Annotated in this window: 18 protein-coding genes and 1 pseudogene; 17 read left to right on the plus strand and 2 right to left on the minus strand. The window is 37.6% G+C overall.

The window, feature by feature from the left end:
- The 12 genes and pseudogenes from ACEN31_RS05555 to ACEN31_RS05610 all read left to right on the plus strand — a co-directional run.
- Positions 1–116, plus strand: a pseudogene (locus ACEN31_RS05555) (IS30 family transposase); the annotation flags it as partial.
- A 167-nt stretch (positions 117–283) separates the two neighbouring features.
- Positions 284–955: a vancomycin high temperature exclusion protein gene (locus tag ACEN31_RS05560; RefSeq protein WP_407108874.1), complete on the plus strand. Its 672-nt coding sequence runs from the start codon at positions 284–286 to the stop codon at positions 953–955.
- A 193-nt stretch (positions 956–1,148) separates the two neighbouring features.
- A complete protein-coding gene (locus ACEN31_RS05565) occupies positions 1,149–2,147 on the plus strand; it encodes a D-2-hydroxyacid dehydrogenase (protein WP_407108875.1) in 999 nt (332 codons plus the stop codon).
- Positions 2,148–2,542: 395 nt separating this feature from the next.
- Positions 2,543–3,562 carry an ABC transporter substrate binding protein gene (locus tag ACEN31_RS05570; RefSeq protein WP_407108876.1) on the plus strand — a complete coding sequence of 340 codons (1,020 nt, stop codon included), beginning with the start codon at positions 2,543–2,545 and terminating at the stop codon, positions 3,560–3,562.
- A 19-nt stretch (positions 3,563–3,581) separates the two neighbouring features.
- Positions 3,582–4,538: an ABC transporter substrate-binding protein gene (locus tag ACEN31_RS05575; RefSeq protein WP_407090441.1), complete on the plus strand. Its 957-nt coding sequence runs from the start codon at positions 3,582–3,584 to the stop codon at positions 4,536–4,538.
- Between the two features lie 11 nt (positions 4,539–4,549).
- Positions 4,550–5,500 (plus strand): ABC transporter substrate-binding protein, encoded by a 951-nt coding sequence (locus ACEN31_RS05580; RefSeq protein WP_407108877.1) that lies wholly within the window; start codon positions 4,550–4,552, stop codon positions 5,498–5,500.
- Positions 5,501–5,569: 69 nt separating this feature from the next.
- Positions 5,570–6,487 carry an ABC transporter permease gene (locus ACEN31_RS05585; protein ID WP_407108878.1) on the plus strand — a complete coding sequence of 306 codons (918 nt, stop codon included), beginning with the start codon at positions 5,570–5,572 and terminating at the stop codon, positions 6,485–6,487.
- Entirely contained in the window at positions 6,487–7,302 is an 816-nt protein-coding gene (locus ACEN31_RS05590) for an ABC transporter ATP-binding protein (protein ID WP_197103871.1), read from the plus strand. Before ACEN31_RS05585 ends, ACEN31_RS05590 begins: the two co-directional genes overlap by 1 nt.
- Before the next feature lie 646 nt (positions 7,303–7,948).
- Positions 7,949–9,229, plus strand: a complete 1,281-nt coding sequence (locus tag ACEN31_RS05595; RefSeq protein ID WP_407108879.1) for a uracil-xanthine permease family protein — start codon at positions 7,949–7,951, stop codon at positions 9,227–9,229.
- A gap of 208 nt (positions 9,230–9,437) precedes the next feature.
- Entirely contained in the window at positions 9,438–10,109 is a 672-nt protein-coding gene (locus ACEN31_RS05600) for a zinc metallopeptidase (RefSeq protein ID WP_407108880.1), read from the plus strand.
- A gap of 26 nt (positions 10,110–10,135) precedes the next feature.
- Positions 10,136–11,338, plus strand: a complete 1,203-nt coding sequence (locus ACEN31_RS05605; protein ID WP_407108881.1) for a YcjF family protein — start codon at positions 10,136–10,138, stop codon at positions 11,336–11,338.
- A 141-nt stretch (positions 11,339–11,479) separates the two neighbouring features.
- Complete coding sequence (locus ACEN31_RS05610; protein WP_197103959.1) at positions 11,480–11,887, plus strand: YbaN family protein; 408 nt, start codon at positions 11,480–11,482, stop codon at positions 11,885–11,887.
- Positions 11,888–11,908: 21 nt separating this feature from the next.
- Here the strand turns inward: ACEN31_RS05610 and ACEN31_RS05615 are convergent, their stop codons facing one another.
- Complete coding sequence (locus ACEN31_RS05615) at positions 11,909–12,670, minus strand: hypothetical protein (RefSeq protein WP_407108882.1); 762 nt, start codon at positions 12,668–12,670, stop codon at positions 11,909–11,911.
- The gene (locus tag ACEN31_RS05620; protein ID WP_407108883.1) at positions 12,654–13,592 is read right to left on the minus strand and encodes an ABC transporter ATP-binding protein; all 939 of its coding nucleotides are present in this window, start codon (positions 13,590–13,592) and stop codon (positions 12,654–12,656) included. The genes ACEN31_RS05615 and ACEN31_RS05620 overlap by 17 nt, the downstream gene beginning before the upstream one ends.
- Positions 13,593–13,909: 317 nt before the next feature.
- Between ACEN31_RS05620 and ACEN31_RS05625 the strand changes: the two genes are divergently transcribed.
- From ACEN31_RS05625 to ACEN31_RS05645, 5 genes are all read left to right on the plus strand, one after another.
- Complete coding sequence (locus ACEN31_RS05625) at positions 13,910–14,872, plus strand: metal ABC transporter solute-binding protein, Zn/Mn family (protein WP_407108884.1); 963 nt, start codon at positions 13,910–13,912, stop codon at positions 14,870–14,872.
- Between the two features lie 27 nt (positions 14,873–14,899).
- Complete coding sequence (locus ACEN31_RS05630) at positions 14,900–15,592, plus strand: metal ABC transporter ATP-binding protein (RefSeq protein WP_407108885.1); 693 nt, start codon at positions 14,900–14,902, stop codon at positions 15,590–15,592.
- Positions 15,553–16,386: a metal ABC transporter permease gene (locus tag ACEN31_RS05635; protein WP_407108886.1), complete on the plus strand. Its 834-nt coding sequence runs from the start codon at positions 15,553–15,555 to the stop codon at positions 16,384–16,386. The genes ACEN31_RS05630 and ACEN31_RS05635 overlap by 40 nt, the downstream gene beginning before the upstream one ends.
- A 169-nt stretch (positions 16,387–16,555) precedes the next feature.
- Positions 16,556–18,346, plus strand: a complete 1,791-nt coding sequence (locus tag ACEN31_RS05640; protein ID WP_407108887.1) for a PTS mannitol transporter subunit IICBA — start codon at positions 16,556–16,558, stop codon at positions 18,344–18,346.
- 26 nt (positions 18,347–18,372) lie between these two features.
- A complete protein-coding gene (locus tag ACEN31_RS05645) occupies positions 18,373–20,427 on the plus strand; it encodes an HTH domain-containing protein (protein ID WP_407108888.1) in 2,055 nt (684 codons plus the stop codon).

Raw genomic sequence — 20,427 nt, forward strand, 5'->3', positions numbered from 1 at the left:
TGTCATCGATTGCACACAAACGGAACACGATTCCACGGAAATCCTTACACTACCGAACACCGTTGGAAGTATTTTTGAGTTACTTAGATGAAGCAGTTTTGTCTAGCTTAATTTGACAAATCAAAAAGTATAATTATTTATTAAAGTATAATTATTTATTAAATATAACGGTTATATATTGAACCCCTTAAAAATGATTGGTAATATACTAAACAGTCAAATTTCAAGGGAGGGAATATCGATCGTTACTATTGTTAATTTTATTTGGTTTATTATAAAAAGCGTGGGCAAGTTTCTTTTAACCGTTGTTTCATTAGCTGCCCTAGCTGTGATTGGAATTAACTTGTTTGTTATTCTCTCAACAAGTTCGAATGTCGTCGATGCGAACGGAATAAATCAAACTATGAATGATGATGTGCCAATCCTTGTACTTGGAGCGGGCGTTGTAAATAATGAATACCCGAGTCAAATATTAGCGAATCGTTTAGATAAAGCATATGAAATTCATTTGGAGAATCCAGATAATCCGCTGATTATGAGTGGAGATCATGCGGACCAATACTACAATGAGGTCGGCGTTATGAAACAATATCTAGTCGACAAAGGGGTGCCAAGTGAGCAAATTTATTTAGATCATGCAGGTTATTCCACACATGCAAGTTTATACCGATTAAAAGAAGTGATTGGTGTGGATCAAGTTGTGATTGTCACTCAAGGTTACCACCTTCCGCGAGCTCTACTACTTGCTAAAGGCTTAGGCTGTGAGGCGCTTGGGGTAGCTGCTGAAGAAGTAAATTCTACTCGCTTTGAACGCGAATTTAGAGAGGTATTTGCTAGGTTGAAGGATTTTGGGATTGTTTACCTAGGATATGAAGATGATCAACCGGAGATGAATCTCGGCTTTAGTCTCGAACACTCAGGTGATTTAACCGACAGCAAAGAAGAATTAAATTAAAATGAGAATTCAATTAAAAAATAAATTGACTTGAGTCACATAATAGCGTAATATGAATTTAACAATTTATCTTATACCATCTTGGTTAGCGACAACAAGAATAAACGGTGCATAAATTGATTCAACGACATCACTTGAAAGTCCGTTTAGTTAAATCTGAACGGGCTTTTTTAGATTAAAAGGAGAGATTCATTTGACAAAAATCATCGCATTTGGTGTGACACCAGAAGAAGCAGAGGTAATGGAGCAATGGTCGAAGGCGCATTCGATTCATGTCGAAATGACACCAGAATATATAACGCCAGAGACAGTTCACTTAGCAGAAGGCTTTGATGGGATAACGAATATGCAAGTTTCCGATATTGTAGAGCCTGTCTACTCGAAGCTCAAAGAGTTGGGAATTCCAGTTATTGCTCAAAGAAGCGCCGGCTATGAAATGTATGATTTAAAAGCAGCGAGTGACAATGATATCATCATTACAAATGTCCCAAGTTACTCTCCAGAATCAATCGCAGAGTTTGCCGTCTACGCTGCCATGCGTCTGATTCGAAACAGTGATGAAATCGACCAAAGGGTGGCGTCACAAAACTTCACCTGGGAGCCAAGCATTCGAAGTCATTCGATTCAAAGCTTAAAAGTAGCTGTTATCGGTGTCGGTCGAATTGGATCAAGAGTCGCAAAAATATATAAACATGGCTTTGGCGCTGAAGTGGTTGGGTATGATATTGTCGAACACGAAGAGTTCAAAGAGCATGTAGTTTATCAACCTGACTTGCAAACAGCGATCAAAGATGCTGATATTGTGACCATCCACATGCCATTGACTGAAGACAATTATCATCAGTTTAACCATGATTTATTCAATCAGATGAAGCCGGGCACAACGTTAATTAATGCAGCCCGCGGTAAGATTGTGAAGACTCAAGACTTAATTGAAGCGATTGATCGTGGACAAATTAAAAATGCTGCCTTAGATGTCTATGAAGATGAAGGGCCTTTTATTCCAAAAAATTGGGAAGGCCAGGTAATTGAAGATGAAGTCTTCCTTCAAATTCTTAATCATCCAAACATTCATTATACGCCACATATTGCTTATTACACAGATATTGCTGTTCAAAACTTAGTTGAAGGTGGATTAAACTCAGCTTTAGAAGTAATTAAAACGGGGACAGATGAGCATCGTGTGAATTAAATGATAAAAAGATTAAAAATAATATAGAATATATGTTGACTTTTAATAATGAGTCAGTTATATTAGATACAACAAAAACGTACTGAAAGGAACATTCTCGATGACTAAACATCTTTGCATACAATTATCAGCATATTTTTACAGCTACTTTAGATAGTGTTTGTATCTGACAACGATAGATACAAACCGTAAACGATAACGTTTGTATCTATGAGGAGCTGTCAATTATGATGCCCGCATAGATAAATAATCGAAAGATTAAAATCTAAAGCGGGTGTATCAAAGAGGTTCACCTATATAGAGGATAAGAGAAGTTCTTTACCCCTGTTAGATTTTAATCAAATCTGACAGGGGTTTTTTGTTATAAAAAAATAGAAAAAATGGAGGAATAAATTATGTATCGATATTTAAAAACAGCCTTAGTTTCATTATTAGCATTAGGTACAATCGCAGCACCAATGTCTGCGCAAGCACAAGATCAAGAAGAAATTAACGTAGGTGTCCTTCAATTTGTAGAGCATGAATCATTAGACCAAAACTATCAAGGTTTCATTGATGGCTTAGAAGAAGCCGGTTATGTTGAAGGTGAAAACCTAACTTTAAATTATTTAAATGCCTCAGGAGACACAGCAAACTTACAATCAATGAGTGAGAATGTGACGAACAGTAGTGATTATATTTTCGCTATTGCAACGCCAGCCGCTCAAGCTATTGCGAATGTCGAACAAAAGAAACCCGTATTATTCTCATCAGTCAGTGACCCTGTTGGTGCAGGTTTAGTTGAAAACTTAGAAGAGCCAGAAGCAAATATTACAGGTACGACCGATGCTGGTCCAATTGAAGACCAAGTAGCTTTACTCCAAGCAGTTGTTCCTGACGCAGAACGTGTTGGAATCATCTATAACTCAGGTGAAGCAAACTCAATGAGTGAAGCAGAAAAAGCAACAGCAGCCCTTGAAGCAGCTGGCATTGAAGTTGTTGAAGCAACAGTGACTTCAACGAATGACATCTCTCAAGTCATGAGTGGTTTAGTTAATGATGACGTAGATGCAGTCTTCACAGTAACAGATAACACAATTGCAAGTGCAATGACACTAGTTGGAGATTTAGCATTAGAAGCTGAGCTGCCAATTATCGGTGGATCAAAGGATATGGCTTTAGCAAATGGGTTAACGACATATGGTTTAGATTATTACGAATTAGGTAAACAAACAGCGGGAATGCTAGTAGAAATCATTGAATCTGGTGAGATTATCCCAGTTGAATCCGCAGATACATTAGAATTAGTTGTTAATGAAGAAAATGCAGAAACATTAGGTCTAGATTTATCAAATATTGATTTAGGTTCAGAAGAAACATCAGATGAAGAAAATACAGAAGAATCTGAAGAAGAGAGCTCTGAAGATTCCGAATAAAAGATAAGGAGAATTCAAAATGAAAAGTCGATTTAAATTTATTAATATTATTACTACCGTTGTATTAGCTTTACTTCCAATGTTAGCAGGTGGCCAAGCAGTCCAAGCACAAGAAGAAACAATTAATATAGGTGTTGTTCAATATGTAGAGCACGAAGCTTTAGATGCAGTGCTGAAAGGTTTTCAAGAGACGTTAGACAATTCAGCTTATGGCGACCGTATTGAATGGGATATTAATAATGCCAGTGGTGACCAATCGAGTCTTCAATCATTAAGTGAAAAAGTTGCGCGTGACAATGATATTTTATTTGCCATCGCAACGCCTGCTGCTCAAACTTTAGCAGCAGTTGAACAAGAGAAGCCAATTTTTATTGCAGCAGTAACAGATCCAGTTGAAGCTGGTTTAGCAGACTCTATCGAAGCTCCAGGAGGAAACATTACTGGAACAAGTGATATGGCGCCGATCGAAGAACAAGTCGACTTATTAATACGTAATTTTCCAGATGTTGAAACAGTTGGTTTAATTTACAACTCAAGTGAGGTCAACTCACAAGTTCAAGCGGGCGTAGCCGTTGAATTACTTGAAGAACAAGGTTTAGCGACGGATGTTCAAACAGTGATTAGTACGAACGATATATCACAAGTGATGAATGCACTTGTTGGTAATGTCGATGCGATGTTTATGGTAACGGATAATACGATTGATAGTGCCATTACTTTAGTTGGAGATATTGCTAAAGAAGCAGGGATCCCAACAATTGGGTCATCTGATTCAGTTGTAAGAACAAACGGACTAGCAACATTATCAAACTCTTATGAAGACTACGGTGTTCAAACAGCAGAAATGGTAATTCGCATGTTGGATGAAGATTTAAACCCTGGAGAAATGGAAATTGAATTAGGGAAAGATTTTCAAATTGTAGTGAACGAAGATTTTGCTGAAGCCATCGGTGTCGATCCGTCAACGATTGAATAGGAGCATATAAAATGAAAAAAATAATTCAATTAGTAACAATCATTGCCTTAGCGTTCGTATCTATTTTTCCAGCAACTCAAACGGTTAAAGCCCAAGATGAACCAATTAAAATTGGTATCTTACAACACGTCAGTCATGAAGCTTTAGATGACACACGTGACGGCTTTATAGATCGTATTGATGAGCTATTAGATGGGAATGTCGAGTGGGACTTACAAAATGCGAACGGCGATATGACAACATTGCAATCATTATCAGAAAAAGTTGCGCGTGATAATGATATTATCTTTGCGATTGCCACACCAGCTGCACAAGCTTTAGCAACTGTTGAAGAGGAGAAACCAATATTTTTTGCAGCAGTGGCAGCACCAGTTGAAGCGAAGTTAGTTGATTCAATGGAAGCACCCGGACGTAATTTAACTGGAACGACAAACTTAGGCCCAATTGCCGATCACGTGGATTTATTACTACAAGTTGTCCCTGATGCACAAAACATCGGAACAATTTATAATTCAAGTGAAGTCAACGCACAACATCAAGTTGATATTGCGACAGAAGTTATCGAAGAAAAAGGACTAAATCATATTGTCCAATCAGTAACGAACACGAATGATATTGCGCAAGTGATGACTGCTTTAGTTAATGAGTCCGATGCTATCTTATTAGTAACTGATAATACGATTGATAGTTCAATCTCACTTGTAGGTGATATTGGGAAAGAAGCAGGTTTAGCATTAATTGGCTCATCTGACTCAACAATTAATGCCAATGGCTTAGCAACGATTTCAAACTCTTACTTCGACTATGGTGTTCAAACAGCTGACATGGTTAAGCGTATGTTAGATGAAGATTTATCGCCAGCTGATATGCCAGTTGAAGTTGGTAATAACTTTGAGTTAATTGTCAATGAAGAATTCGCAGAAGCGGTGAATATTGATGCAAGTTCAATTCAAATAGATTAGTCCTTATTCATTAAAATATGGTAAGATATTAAAGATTTTTAAAAATTATTAAAGGAGTATGTTTAACTTATGATTCTAGATGTTATTTCATCAAGTTTTAGCCAAGGGGTTGTATGGGCAGTCATGGCTATTGGGGTATACATTACCTTCAGATTACTTGATATCGCAGATTTATCAGCCGAAGGAGTGTTCCCCTTAGGGGGCGCCATCGCAGCCATTTTAATTACAAATGGTCTTAATCCCATTTTCGCAACTGCAGCAGCTTTCGCAGGTGGGGCAGCCGGTGGTTTACTCGCAGGTTGGATACACACAAAACTTCATATCCCACCACTATTAACGGGTATTTTACTTCAAACAGGTTTATATTCGGTTAACTTCCAAGTCATGGGTGGACGTTCAAACTTAGCTTTACTGGGTCAAGAAACGATTTTCACACCTATGGAAGATATGTTTGGTTTCAGTAAAAATATGTCTGTAACGGTTCTTGGCTTGATTATCCTAGCGATTATCATTACTTTATTAGTTCTGTTTCTACATACTGAAATGGGCCTATCGCTTCGAGCAACTGGGGATAACCCACGAATGAGTGAAGCAAACGGGATTAATACAAACCTTATGAAGACTTTAGGCTATATTATTGGTAACGGGTTGATTGCCTTAAGTGGAGCAATGGTAGCACAAAAAGACGGCTTTGCCGATCTAAGTATGGGTATTGGTACCATTGTTATTGGACTGGCCTCAGTCATTATTGCTGAAGTGGTAATTCCTAACCAATCAATTGGTTTCCGTTTAACTTCGATCATTTTAGGTAGTTTCATTTACCGCTTAATTATTGACTTTATTTTAAACCAACCATGGATTGATATTCGTCCAACTGACTTACGTCTATTCTCTGCTATCTTACTTGGATTTGTATTGTATTTCCCTCAAATTCAAAGACAATTCGGTAGACGGAAAAAGAGCGCAGTGAGCGGAGGTGCGAAATAATGACTGAAGAAAGAAAAATTAAATTAGAACTATCAGGGATTCAAAAATCATTCGAACGTGGAACAGTGAATGAGAATCACGTTCTAAAAGGCATTGATTTAACACTTTATGATGGTGATTTCGTAACGGTTATTGGTGGTAACGGTGCTGGTAAATCAACTTTACTCAATACAATTAATGGTTCACTGACACCTGATGAAGGATCAATTAAAATCAATTACGAAGACGTGACACGCCTTCCGATGAACAAACGTGCAGACTCAATTGGGTACGTGTTCCAAGATACTAAGATGGGAACAGCCGCGCGTTTAACGATCCAGGAAAATATGGCGCTAGCAAATCGCCGTGGTTTAAAACGTGGCCTTCGTAAAGGTGTCAAAGAAGCGGATCGCCAACAAATGATCGAACGCTTGAAGATATTAGATTTAGGACTAGAAGACCGTTTAACTACGGACGTTGCTTACTTATCTGGTGGACAACGCCAAGCGCTAACGCTATTAATGGCAACATTACGTAAGCCACAAGTATTACTACTTGATGAGCATACGGCAGCTCTAGACCCTAAGACAAGTGAAATGGTTCTCAGATTAACAGATAGAATTGTGAGCGAACAACAATTAACTGCATTAATGATTACCCATAATATGAATGATGCGGTAAAATACGGTAACCGACTGATTATGCTCCACCAAGGTAGAATAATCCTTGATGTGAGCGGAGAAGAGAAGAAAAACTTAACGATTGATCGTTTAATGGAGCTCTTCCGTCAAGAATCAGGTGAAACATTAGCATCTGATGCAATGTTATTATCTTAATTAGAAACATATTCCAATACATCGGCCAGCAGTCTGCAAATTGTGACTGCTGGCCGGTTTTTGTGATGGGTTTGGAGGTGGGAGTGGGTTAATAGGACATGTCATGTGTTGACCTGTCCCGTTAGGTGTTTAATTTCCCGTGTCATGAGATGACCTGTCCTGCTAACTGTCCAATTTCCCCTGTCATGAGGTGACGTGTCCAGTTAGCTGTCCAATTTCCCCTGTCATGAGGTGACGTGTCCAGTTAGCTGTCCAATTTCCCCTGTCATGTGTTGACCTGTCCTGTTAACCGTCCAATTTCCCCTGTCACCAAATGACCCGTCCCATTAACCATCCAACAACCCATGTCAACACCCCATGTCAACACCCCATGTCAACACCCAACACCCCCATCAACATCCTTTCATAAATTTATATTCAATAAATCCTACATTTCCTATTGCAATATTCCATATACATGGTAAAATTTTGACAGGTTAAAGGGACTTTTAAAGTAATCCAGAGAGGTTACTAAAGACTTCATTTTATAGAGGGTTTTGCGATGAGCAGGCCATCGATTTACATATGAACTTCTTTAAAGCCCTGTTATTGCAAAGGGCTATTTTATTTTGTCCAAAATGAACCTAAACAAAAAGGAGCTGTTTATATGGAAAATTCAGGAAAAGAAAAAAGAATGTTGTTAGATGTACATGAGAAGCCATTTTTAATACCTGGTTTATTATTAAGTTTCCAACATGTGTTTGCGATGTTTGGTGCGACAATTTTGGTGCCATTAGTATTAGGCTTGCCAGTGTCAACGGCACTTTTAGCAAGTGGGGTTGGAACACTTCTCTATATGGTTGTGACTCAATTTAAAGTACCGGTATACTTAGGTTCATCATTTGCTTATATTACAGCGATGTCTTTTGCGATTGATCAAATGGGCGGAAGTATTGATGCGGCTCAAACTGGAATTATGTTAGTAGGACTTGTCTACATTGTTGTTGCATTTATCATACATAAAATCGGAAGCGGCTGGATTAATAAATTATTTCCACCAATCGTTATTGGACCAATGATTGTTGTTATCGGATTAGGTTTATCAGCAACTGCAGTTCAAAATGCTGGATTTGTTGCAGGTGGAGATTGGCGTCAAATTCTAACGGCAGTGGTGACATTTTCTGTAGCTGTCTTTGTTACATTTAAAGGAAAAGGTTTTGCGAAAGTAATTCCATTCTTAATTGCAATTATTGTGGGTTATATTGTGGCGATTTTACTAGGGATTGTAGATTTAACACCAGTTCAAGAAGCAAGTTGGTTCGCGTTACCAGATATTCGCCTGCCTTTTGGAAACAGTCCAGATCGATATAACTTCTACTTTGGTGCTGAAGCATTAGCGATTATTCCAATTGCGTTTGTAACAATTGCGGAGCATATGGGAGATGTGATGGTTCTTGGGGAAATTACAGGGCATGATTATATTAAAAAACCTGGTTTAGACAGAACTTTAGCCGGAGACGGAATTGCCTCTTTATTCTCAGCCTTTATTGGAGGACCAGCCAATACAACTTACGGGGAAAATACTGGAGTTATTGGTATGACAAAAGTTGCGAGTATATCAGTCATTCGTAACGCTGCTATTATTGCAATTATCATCAGTTTCTTAGGTAAATTTACGGCTCTAATTTCGACAATTCCTCAATCAGTTTTAGGTGGAATGTCCATCCTACTTTACGGGGTTATCGCAAGTAATGGGTTAAAAGTTTTAATCAGTAATAGAACAGACTTCAACCAATCACGTAACCTAATTATCGCAAGTGCGATGTTAGTTATTGGTTTAGGTGGGGCAGTTCTTGAAGTAGGTTCAGCCTTAGTTATTTCAGGAACAGCTTTAAGTGCGGTTGTTGGAATTATCTTAAACTTAGTTTTACCTGCTGAAGAAAATTAATATCCGCCTTAAGTTGGATGCCAAAACACCAAATTATGCGATAATAAATATACGCTAATCTACAAACCGAAACGTTCAGAGCGTTTCGGTTATTTTTTATTCATCTTAAATTAATGTCAGCATTATATAATCATTACAAGTTGTCGGATGCAAAGAATAATGGTATATATGGTATAATTATTGTGATTTCAACTAAGGAGGAGTTTATATGGATTGGACTTATATTTTAGTCCTTATCGGAATGGGAATTGTTATGTTTGCACAAAATCGCGTGCAATCAACATTCAATAAATATGATCAATTAGAGACAGAAAAAAGAATTACAGGAAAGCAAGCAGCAGAGCATATCTTGCAAACAGCCGGAATATCTAATGTAAAAGTGGAACAAGTTAGAGGACGTTTAACTGACCACTATGACCCTAGAAATAAAGTGTTGCGATTATCAGAAGCAACTTATAGTCAAACTTCAGTTGCTGCAGTAGCCGTAGCAGCCCATGAGGTTGGACACGCGATTCAAGATCAAAAAGAATATGCCTTCTTAAAAGTAAGAAGTGCGATTGCACCGGTCGTTCAAATTGGGTCATCGATCGCGATGCCTTTGATTTTAATCGGTTTATTATTTCAATTTACTGGTTTAGTTAATATTGGGATTCTAGCTTTTGGTTTAGTGGTCGTTTTCCAATTAGTCACTTTACCCGTGGAGTTTGATGCAAGTAAAAGAGCCCTAGCGATTCTAGGGGATACAGGAATATTTGTAAACGAAGAAGTGCCTGCAGCGAAAAAAGTTTTAGACGCAGCGGCTTTCACATATATTGCAGCGACGTTAAGTACGGCGCTTCAGTTAATACGACTCATTCTAATATCGAACCGCAGAAGATAAGAATGATTTGAAAGGGATGGTAGATTGTGAGCTTATGGAATAAAATCACGCAAAGAAAAGCGAATCGAGATGTCGCAAATAATTTAATCGAGAAGACTCAGCAAGAAGTGGACCGCATTGAACCCATTAACATCTTAGTTGCTGGGAAAACAGGAAGTGGTAAAAGTACTTTAATAAATGCTGTCTTCCGAGAAAAATTAGCAGAAACCGGTGTTGGACAACCGATTACTCAACACGTTGAGAAAATTACTAAAGAAGGTGTCCCACTGACTTTGTATGACACAAAAGGATTAGAGCTTAATCCAGAAGCGCAGCATGAAGTGTTACTATCACTTTCAAATTTAATTAAAAGCCAAAAAGAAAAAGGATCTCATGAGGCCATCGATATAGTTTACTACTGTATTAACAGTACAATGGCCCGGATTGAACCTTTTGAAATTGAGTTAATTGAAGCGATGGCTGAACATGTACCTGTATTATTAATCATGACGCAGTCAATTGGTGAGAAGAATAGTGACTTTGAGAAATATTTAAACGAACTCGATTTGCCAGTTCAGTCAACTATTCCACTATTAGCGAAAACGTATTTGATTCGAGGCGAACAAAGAATTCCTGCCTATGGATTACAAGGATTAATTGATACAACACTTGAAGTGGTGCCAACAGAGGTACACAAGGCTTTTATCAACGCCCAACAAATAGATTTGAACATTAAAGTGGAACACGCTAGGCGTTGGGCGAATAAGTATGTAGCTTCTGCTTTTGGGGTCGGTTTTTCATCGATTCCGATTTCAGATGCCACGCTTCTTGTACCCATGCAAATCACAATGTTAGCGCACATTACGTCTATATTTGGCATGTCATTAGACAAAGCACAAATCGTGTCAATTATTGCAGGAATTGGCGGAACCGGTGGGGTGACTTACTTCGGTAAGATCCTCGTGTCATCAGCTTTTAAACTTATTCCAGGGATTGGAACAGTTGCTGGTGGGATGATCTCTGGGACAACTGCAAGCGTATTAACTGTTGCTCTAGCCTTCAGTTATATTGAAGTTCTACGTCAAATTGCGATTGCTGAAATTAATGGCCGCGATATGAAGATTAAAGAAATTCAACAAATAATGAACAAAAATTTATCCGAACAACTCGACGTTGTTTACGAAAACCTACCTAAAGATATTAAGGAAAATTATTTACCTGAATGGTTAGGTTCATTTTTAAATCTGTAAGCGTTGAATCAAAGTGATTGTTTCCAATATTTTGGACACAATCACTTTTTTATATAAATTCAAAAGAATCTTTGAAATAGTTTGTGATTAAGTGTACAATGATACCATCTTAAAATAATAAAAAAGGGGGGATATAAATTGATTAAAAAATATATTTACATTATATGCGGGTTTATTACATTTGCGATAGGATTTATTGGGACTATCTTACCTGTGTTGCCGACGACTCCCTTTTTATTATTAGCTGGTTTCTTTTTTGCACGAAGCTCTGAACGTTTTACGAACTGGTTGCAACAAACAAAAATGTACCAGTTTTACGTATCAGATTACGTTGAAACAAAATCTATTCCACGAAAAAAGAAATACAAAATGCTTGTTAATATCGTGATTTTAATGGGTATATCAATTTATTTCGCACCAATCATGTTTGTAAAAATAATCTTAGCTTTATTAATGTTAGGCATTCTATATGTCTTGTTCTTAGTCGTTCCTGACAGGGAAGAGTCATATCATTGCAACGAAAAAAACACGAGCCACACCGGAAATTAATCCGAAGTAGCTCGTGTTTTTCTATTTTATTTCACGTCGTTTGAATAGACTGATTCCGATGAACATAAAGATAGCAAAATAGATCAAGGCTAACCATGGTGTGAAATCAACCCCTTGAATCATGATTGGATTATCTGGACTTAATTGGGTAAAGATGTAAGGTTCAATCATTTCGATAAACTCAAAGCGCAGTGACAAGAGTTGTAAGATTAAAGGCAGAGCAATGATACCTAATATCGTTAAATTCATTAAAGCATTGCTCGTTGAGAAGAAATATATGATTTGAAAAAGTGCCAAGTACATTAACCAAATAGGTAAGTAACTTAAAACTGTTTCCATAAATAAAATCTCATAATAAATCGAGATTCCTCCATTGAAAATCATAGAACCGGCAATCGCAAATCCAGAGATAGCTATAAATAAAAAGCAAAAGGCTAAGAATAGACTACTCAAGTATTTAGTTAAATAAATCTTCACTCGGGAGTGTCCTGTACTCACTGTATTAATTAAAGTACGGTTTCTCGTTTCGTCGTGATAAGCCGTATTGCCTAGACCAATTAATAGGAAAATAGCGGTACTTGTCATTAATGGGATAAAGGCAAAGTAAATTAAAGACTCTGCCGGTAGGACTTGAATAATCGGGCGAACGCCTTCTTCTAACCAAGTGCCGAGATAGAAAATTATTGGAATGGCTGCACCCAGTAATAAACCAACAAGTAACCAAATTTTTGGTGCAAGACGGGTTGAAAGTTGGTATAATTCAGCTTTAAATAATCTCATCATTAGAATGCGCCTCCTCAGTTAAATTAATAAACATCTCTTCAAGATTATGAGATTTACGCGATAAATGAGAAAGTTTCAGATTGTTCTTCACTAACGTATCAGCGATATCGCTAGCTTCAATATTAGCGTCAAATACATGGATCACGCCGTCAGCTGTTACTTCAAATTCAGTTGTATTTAACTGTGTTTCAAGTAGCTGGCTAGCTAAGTCAGTATTATCTACTTTAATCTTAAAGTAACTTTGCAGACGTTCTTGTAATTCTTCTTTAGTAAACTCATCGATTTTCTTACCATGGTTTACGATTACAAAGCGGGTTGCTAAATTTTCTAACTCCGAAAGAATATGGGATGAGACAAGAATAGTTAAATGTGTTTCTTTAGCTAATTTTTGCAGTAACTTTCTCACTTGAATAATACCTGCGGGGTCGAGACCATTGGTTGGTTCATCAAAAACAAGCAGTTCAGGTTCATGAATTAAAGCTAAAGCAATGGCTAAACGTTGCTTCATACCTAATGAGAAACCTTTAAATTTCTTGTTTCCAACATCGGCCAAGCCGACAAGTGTTAATAGTTCGTCGATGCGGTTCTTATCTTTAACGCCTCTTTGAATCCGATAGAACTCTAAATTTTGTTTAGCGGACATTTCCGGAAAGAAGGCAGGGTCTTCAATAATCGTCCCTAAATACTTGCGATTTTCCCTTAAACCGGTCGCATCTAAGGAACCAAATAACTTTAAGTCCCCATCATAAACGGGAGTCATCCCGGTAATGATTCGAAATAAAGTTGTTTTTCCAGCACCATTGGGACCCGCGACACCTACGATTTCACCTTTGTTCACTTTTAAATTAAAGTGGTCTAACGCTTGTTGTTTTCCGTATTGTTTAGATACATTGTTCACTTCTAATACTAGCGAATTTTTCATTTTCTTATCCTCTCATTCGCATGATTGGCTATGCGATCATTTCTAATTAAATATACGTGACTTGAATGCATTTTTCATAGGTCTCTAGTTGTATATTGAAATATATGTGAATTATTCAGACTATTTTTTTAACACACTTAATCCTTTTATATATAATAACACCGTCAAACAATAAATACGAAGAGTAAGGTATATAATTGTGTGCTTTTTCATATGATTAAATTGTCATGTTTAATAGTCTTGACTTTTGTAAACTTCGGGAGTAACATAGTGAAAGTCTAAATAGTAACCATTACATTTAAGAGAGGTTAATCATTATGAAATTATTCAAGAAATTTATTTTATTTGTTGTTGCTTTTGCTTTAATCGTACCTGGAGTTAGCGTTCATGCCCAAGACAAAAAGACGGTAATGACAACATTTTATCCAGTGTATTACTTAGCAAGTCGAATTGGTGGAGAGGCTGTCAACGTCGAGATGCTTTTAGAAAGTGGACAAGATGCGCATTCGTATGAATCTACGGCTAAAGATGCTGTTGCTGTTCAAGAGGCGGATTTATTCATCTATCAAGATGATGAGATGGAGTTTTTTGTCAGTGATTTATTAAGTATTGTTGATCAAGAGGCAACGCAAGTGCTTGAATCAACGGAAGGCATCGAATTATTATCAGGTGACCATAACCATGAAGAAGAGGATGAGCATGAGGAAGGCCATGAAGAGGAACACGACCACGAACATGACCATGAACACGAAGAAGGTCATTCGCATGAGTTTGATCCGCATACGTGGTTAGATCCAAACTTTTACTCTCAGCAGGCAGAGAATGTCAAAAATGCCTTAATTCAACTCGATCCAGCGAATAAAGCAACTTATACTGAGAATGCCGAAAAACTATCTGAAGAATTAACAGCATTGAATGAAGCATTTGAAACTGGTTTAGCTGATTTGAAGAACAGAACAATTGTCGTTCAACATGAGGCTTTCGGATACTTAGCTCACGCTTATGATTTAGAACAATTAGCCATTAGTGGCTTAGCAAATAATGCCGAACCGAGTGCTAAAAAGTTAGCTGAAATGACCAAAGTAGTGAACGAAAGAAACGTTCAAGTTATTTATATTGACCCGACGACATCAACGACTATTTCAGAAACAGTGAGCCAAGCAACCGGTGCAGAGTTACGACCATTAAGAACATTGGAATTCATTACAGAAGAAGAAATTGAGCAAGGTGAGGATTATTTCAGTATAATGAGAGAGAACTTAGCTCAATTAACGAAATAAAACGTACAACTAGAAAGGTGTAACATTATGTCTCTATTAGAAGTGCATGACTTATCATTTTACTATGATGACGAAAAAGTGCTAGACAGTATTAACTTTACAATTGAACCCGGAGAATTTGTCATCTTAACTGGGGAAAATGGTGCAGCAAAATCAACTTTAATTAAAAATATCCTCGGTTTGTTAAACCCAGCCACTGGTCGAGTCATCTATTCAAAACTAAACCAATTTGGAGAGAAGTTATCTATAGGATATGTCCCACAAAATGTGACGTCCTTCAATGCTGGTTTTCCCAGTACCGTTCAAAAATTAGTTGAATCAGGTCGTTACCCTAAAGGACGTTGGTTCAAAAAACTCGATGCCACAGATTATGAATATGTAGACCGAGCGTTGAAATCCGTCGGGATGGATCATTTAAGAGGTCGTAAAGTTGGGGAATTATCTGGCGGTCAAAAGCAACGAATTAATTTGGCTCGTACATTTGCGATGGATCCAGACTTTTTTGTACTCGATGAGCCAACAACTGGGATGGATCTTGCTTCAAGAAAATCTTTTTATAAATTATTACGTCATACATCTAAAGTTCATGGGAAAGCGATCCTAATGGTAACACATGCGGATAATGAACTGGATGGCTTTTTTGACCGTGAGATTCGACTTGTCAGAGAGGGGGGAACACCATGGAGTTGCTTCAGTATGACTTCATCCAACGCGCATTAGTTGCGGGTGTTGCGATTTCCTTTATTACACCGATTATTGGCTTATTATTAATTTTACGCAGACAGTCATTATTAGCCGATACTTTATCACATATTTCCTTAGCAGGAGTAGCCTTAGGGATGTTCCTTCAAGTAGATCCAACACTTTCTACTTTATTATTTGTTGTCGGTGCATCAATTATCATTGAGTACTTGAGAACAATTTACAATACCTTCTCAGAGATTTCCGTTGCAATTATGATGTCAGCTGGAATAGCGATAGCCTTAGTATTGGTAAGTTTGAACTCAAACTCAGGTAATTTCCAAATTGATCAATACTTATTTGGTTCAATCTTATTGATCTCACCAAGTGAAGTGAAAATTCTAGTTGGACTCTCAGTCACTATTGTTATCTTCTATCTAATCTTTAGAAGAACACTATATGTGATGAGTTATGATGAGGCGACTGCATATACTAGTGAACTGCCAGTTCGATTCATTTCAATTATTTTTTCGGTATTTACAGGGGTTGCGATTAGTATTATGATGCCAATTGTTGGTGCATTACTTGTTTCAGCATTAGTCGTTATCCCATCTGCAACTGCTATTAAAATATCGGATAGTTTTGGGAAGACGATTGTTATAGGTATTATCATTAATTTAATTGGGATATTTGCCGGGATATTTGCGAGTTATGAATACGATACACCGCCAGGAGCGTCGATTACATTAGCCTTTATCGTGATTTTTGTCATTGTATCATTGGCTACTTACTTTGTGACTTTACGCAAAAGAAAACATAATAATCCGTCTTAAACTTTAGAAGTCAAGCTCGTGAGAGTTTGACTTTTTTGTGTCATTTTATATAGAGTGTGTCATTGTCACAAAGAAGTGTGCCAAAGTTCCTAGTTGCTTGCTATTGAAGCGTTACCAAAAAGTCTATATTATAATAATTGAATACAAATTAAATTAAGGAGGCGTCGTTGTGGATAATACAAAAAATAATGCAGGGCTGAAAGCAAAAGTCCAGAAACTCGGTAGTTACTTAAGTAGTATGGTTATGCCAAATATTGGAGCGTTTATTGCGTGGGGTGTTTTAACAGCCCTATTCATTCCGGATGGATATTTCCCGAATGAAGATTTTGCTGGGATAGTTGGGCCAATGTTAAGTTACTTACTTCCAATCTTAATTGGGTACACTGGAGGTAAGATGGTACATGGTGATCGCGGAGCGGTCGTAGGTGCGATTGCAACAGTAGGTGCGATTGTTGGGTCAGATGTAACGATGTTTATTGGTGCAATGGTGATGGGACCTTTAGGTGGTTGGTTAATCAAGAAATTTGATGAGAGATACCAAGATAAGATTCCATCTGGTTTTGAGATGTTAGTCAATAACTTCTCATCTGGTTTAATTGGATTTGCATTAGCATTAATTGCTTTTGTGGTTGTTGGACCAGTTGTTGCTAGTTTAACGTCAATGATTGGTGTTGGGGTAGAAGCCTTAGTTCAAGCAGGCTTACTACCATTAGCAAATATTCTTATCGAACCAGCGAAAGTTTTATTCTTAAATAATGCGTTGAACCACGGTATCTTTACACCTCTTGGTTCTGAGCAAGTAGCTGAAGCAGGAAAATCAATTCTATATCTATTAGAAACTAACCCTGGACCAGGTTTAGGGGTACTACTTGCTTTCATGTTCCTTGGTAAAGGATCTGCAAAAGGTTCAGCACCGGGTGCAGCGATTATTCATTTCTTAGGTGGGATTCACGAAATTTATTTCCCATACGTTATGATGAAACCATTATTATTCTTAGCAGTCATTGCTGGGGGTATGACAGGGACATTCGTATTCTCTCTATTTGATGTTGGTCTTACAGGTGCAGCGTCACCAGGTTCAATTGTTGCGATTACAGCGATGACTGCTCAAGGTAGTCACTTAGGCGTTTATGCAGGTGTGATAGCTTCAGCAATTGTGTCATTCTTAATTGCAGGTGTGATTATTAAATCAGATCGTAAAGCCGGTGTCGATGATACATTTGAAGAACAAGTAGCAGCGACTCAAGCAGCAAAGGCATCTTCAAAAGGTCAAAGTACAGATGTAGAAGCATTATCAGATTCTGCACCAGCCTTTGAAGAGATTGACCAAATTATCTTCGCTTGTGATGCCGGAATGGGGTCAAGTGCTATGGGAGCTTCATTACTTCGTAAGAAAGTGAAATCTCAAGGAATTGATATTAAAGTAACGAATTCAGCGATTAATAACTTAAAAGATGATTCGAAAGCTTTAGTCATTACTCAAGAAGAATTAACAAATCGTGCGCGCAAACAATCACCATCATCGACTCACTTATCAGTTGAGAACTTCTTAGATGGCGATCGTTACGATGAGATTTTAAATGATATGTACAAAAAATCAGATGAGCCAGTGGCAACTAGCGAACCGGTTATGGCTAGCGAGCCAGAAACAGCAGCGACTTCAGTTGGACCGATTGATTATAGTGCAGTGAAGCAAGTATTTGTTGCCTATGACGGAAAAGTTGGGGCAAGTACAATGGCAGCGTCACAATTACGTAATCAATTTACGAAAAATGGCATCAATGTTCCGGTTGAAGCAAAAGATATTAATGACTTAAGCAATGATAGTTCAAACTTAGTAATTGCGACACCAGAAGTGGGCGAAAAAGTTCGTCAGCAATATGCTAACGTGATGGTCGACACTTATGATAAACTATTAAATGAAAGTCATTACAATCAGTTAATTGAATATTTTAAATAAACACAACTAACGTTAGGAGGGGTAAAATGTTCTTAACAGATCGAGAAAGACACATAGTGTCAATTTTGCTGAACGCACCGAGTGGTGTCAAAGTAAAAGAATTGACTGACCTATTAGACGTAAGCCGTCGGACTGTGTATCGTGAACTATCGAGTCTGGAAGAAACTTTGGCCCATTCTAACGTTTCTATTATTAATCAAAGAGGCATGGGTTACCAATTAGAAGGCGATGAAGAGAAAATCCATTCACTAGGACGACAGATTGAAGAGGCCCAGCCAAGCGAAATGACGATTCAAGAACGTCAACGGGCGTTGTCATTAAGACTTTTACTAAGTGAGAGCTTAACAATGGAAACTTTAGCAGATGAGTTACGTGTGAGTCCAAGTACGGTTCAAAGCGATTTAGATGATGTTGAAGAGGAACTTGAACGCTTCGGTGTGTATATTGACCGGGTTAAATTTCAAGGGCTCACGGTCATTGCGAGCGAACGCAAACGACGCGAGATTGCGAGTCAACTCATTTATGGTAGCGTTGAGGATTATGATTTTTTCAAGTATTTAAACACTTTAAAAGAAGATTCTGAAAATCAGTTTAATGATTACTTTCTGTCTTGTTTGACGCCAGAATCTTTGTGCTTTGTAAATGAAGCTATTAATCATGATTCGAGCCAACAATTTAGTAAAGTAACTGACAATCAACTCCAACATGTGATTATCATCTTAGCTTTGACGATTGACCGAATTCAAACGGGACATCCAATTAATGAAGCCATTCCAGCCAAAGCGATTTCTCAAGATATTATTTATTTGTCGCATGAGATATTAGGTTATATTTCTTCAGAAATGGCCCTAGCCATTGATTTGGATGAACGACATTTTATTGCTCTACAGCTTGAAGGTTTAAATTATAAGACCAGTCAAAGTATCTTTTTTGAAACCTTTGATTCGCAATTAACGTATCAAGTGAAAGAGTTAATTCGTTTAGTGACTGAACATACGGGGAATGATTTCCGATATGATGATAGTCTATTTTATGACTTAGTGGCACATATTCAAGCCACTTTAAAACGACCGGTCCTACTCGATTACAAATTAGATACTCCTGTCTTGAAGCGAATCAATGAAGAATATCCAAATCTCGCTGTGGCATTAGATATGGCTTGGGAAGAAGTCTTCACAGGTCATGAACTGACGAATGATGAGAAAGCTTATGTTGTGATACATTTCGCAACGAGCTTAGAAAGGCATCCAAGCATTCAACGCGAAGTGAATGCGATTGTTGTTTCTTCAAGTGGGGTTGGTACCGGGAAAATTTTAGAAAGTAGATTAAAACGCTACTTACCTGAAATTAATTCGGTAACAGTGATTCAATTATCAAGACTCCAATTAGTCGATTTTTCTAAGTATCAATTGATTTTGTCGACAATTTATTTATCCGGGATGGACCGGGATTACCGTGTCATATCACCACTTCTAACTGATAAAGAAATCGCGGCGATTCGTCAAGATATTCATGCAAGCATTCAAGTTGACGATAATAGCAAGAGCCAGATAACACAGCATACAAATTTGTCTTTTGATCAATTGTACGATTATTTAGCGGATGCAAAATACATTTTAGATCAGCTTGATCTAACCCAAATTGAGGCGGAGGCGACGGTAGAGTTAACCTTAAAGGCAATAATTAAAGAGTTGGATTCAGACATTATTGAAGATGCAGCTAAAGTGAGCCGTAAAGTGAATGAACGTTACTTAAAAGCACCGATTGGGATTCCTAAATCAAGTGTTGCCTTGTTCCATAGTTCGAATCATTGGGTGAAGCAGCCTTACTTCAGTATTTATGAATTAGATAGGTCATTTGCTCTTGTTGGGATGGATGGGCAAGAAATTCAGTTAAAACGCATGTTATTGATGATTGCTCCTGAAAAGATGACAGTTTATCAACAACAATTATTAGGTTTAATTAGTTCATCAATTATTGAAAGTGATATTAATACAGTCATTTATGAAAATGGTACTTTAGAAGAGATACGCGAGTTAATCAGTTCACTTTTTGTGAAGGAAGTTCAACATTTACACTAA

Origin of the sequence: Ruoffia sp. FAM 26255 (genome assembly GCF_045528525.1) — a bacterium.
In the GTDB taxonomy this organism is placed as follows: domain Bacteria; phylum Bacillota; class Bacilli; order Lactobacillales; family Aerococcaceae; genus Ruoffia; species Ruoffia tabacinasalis.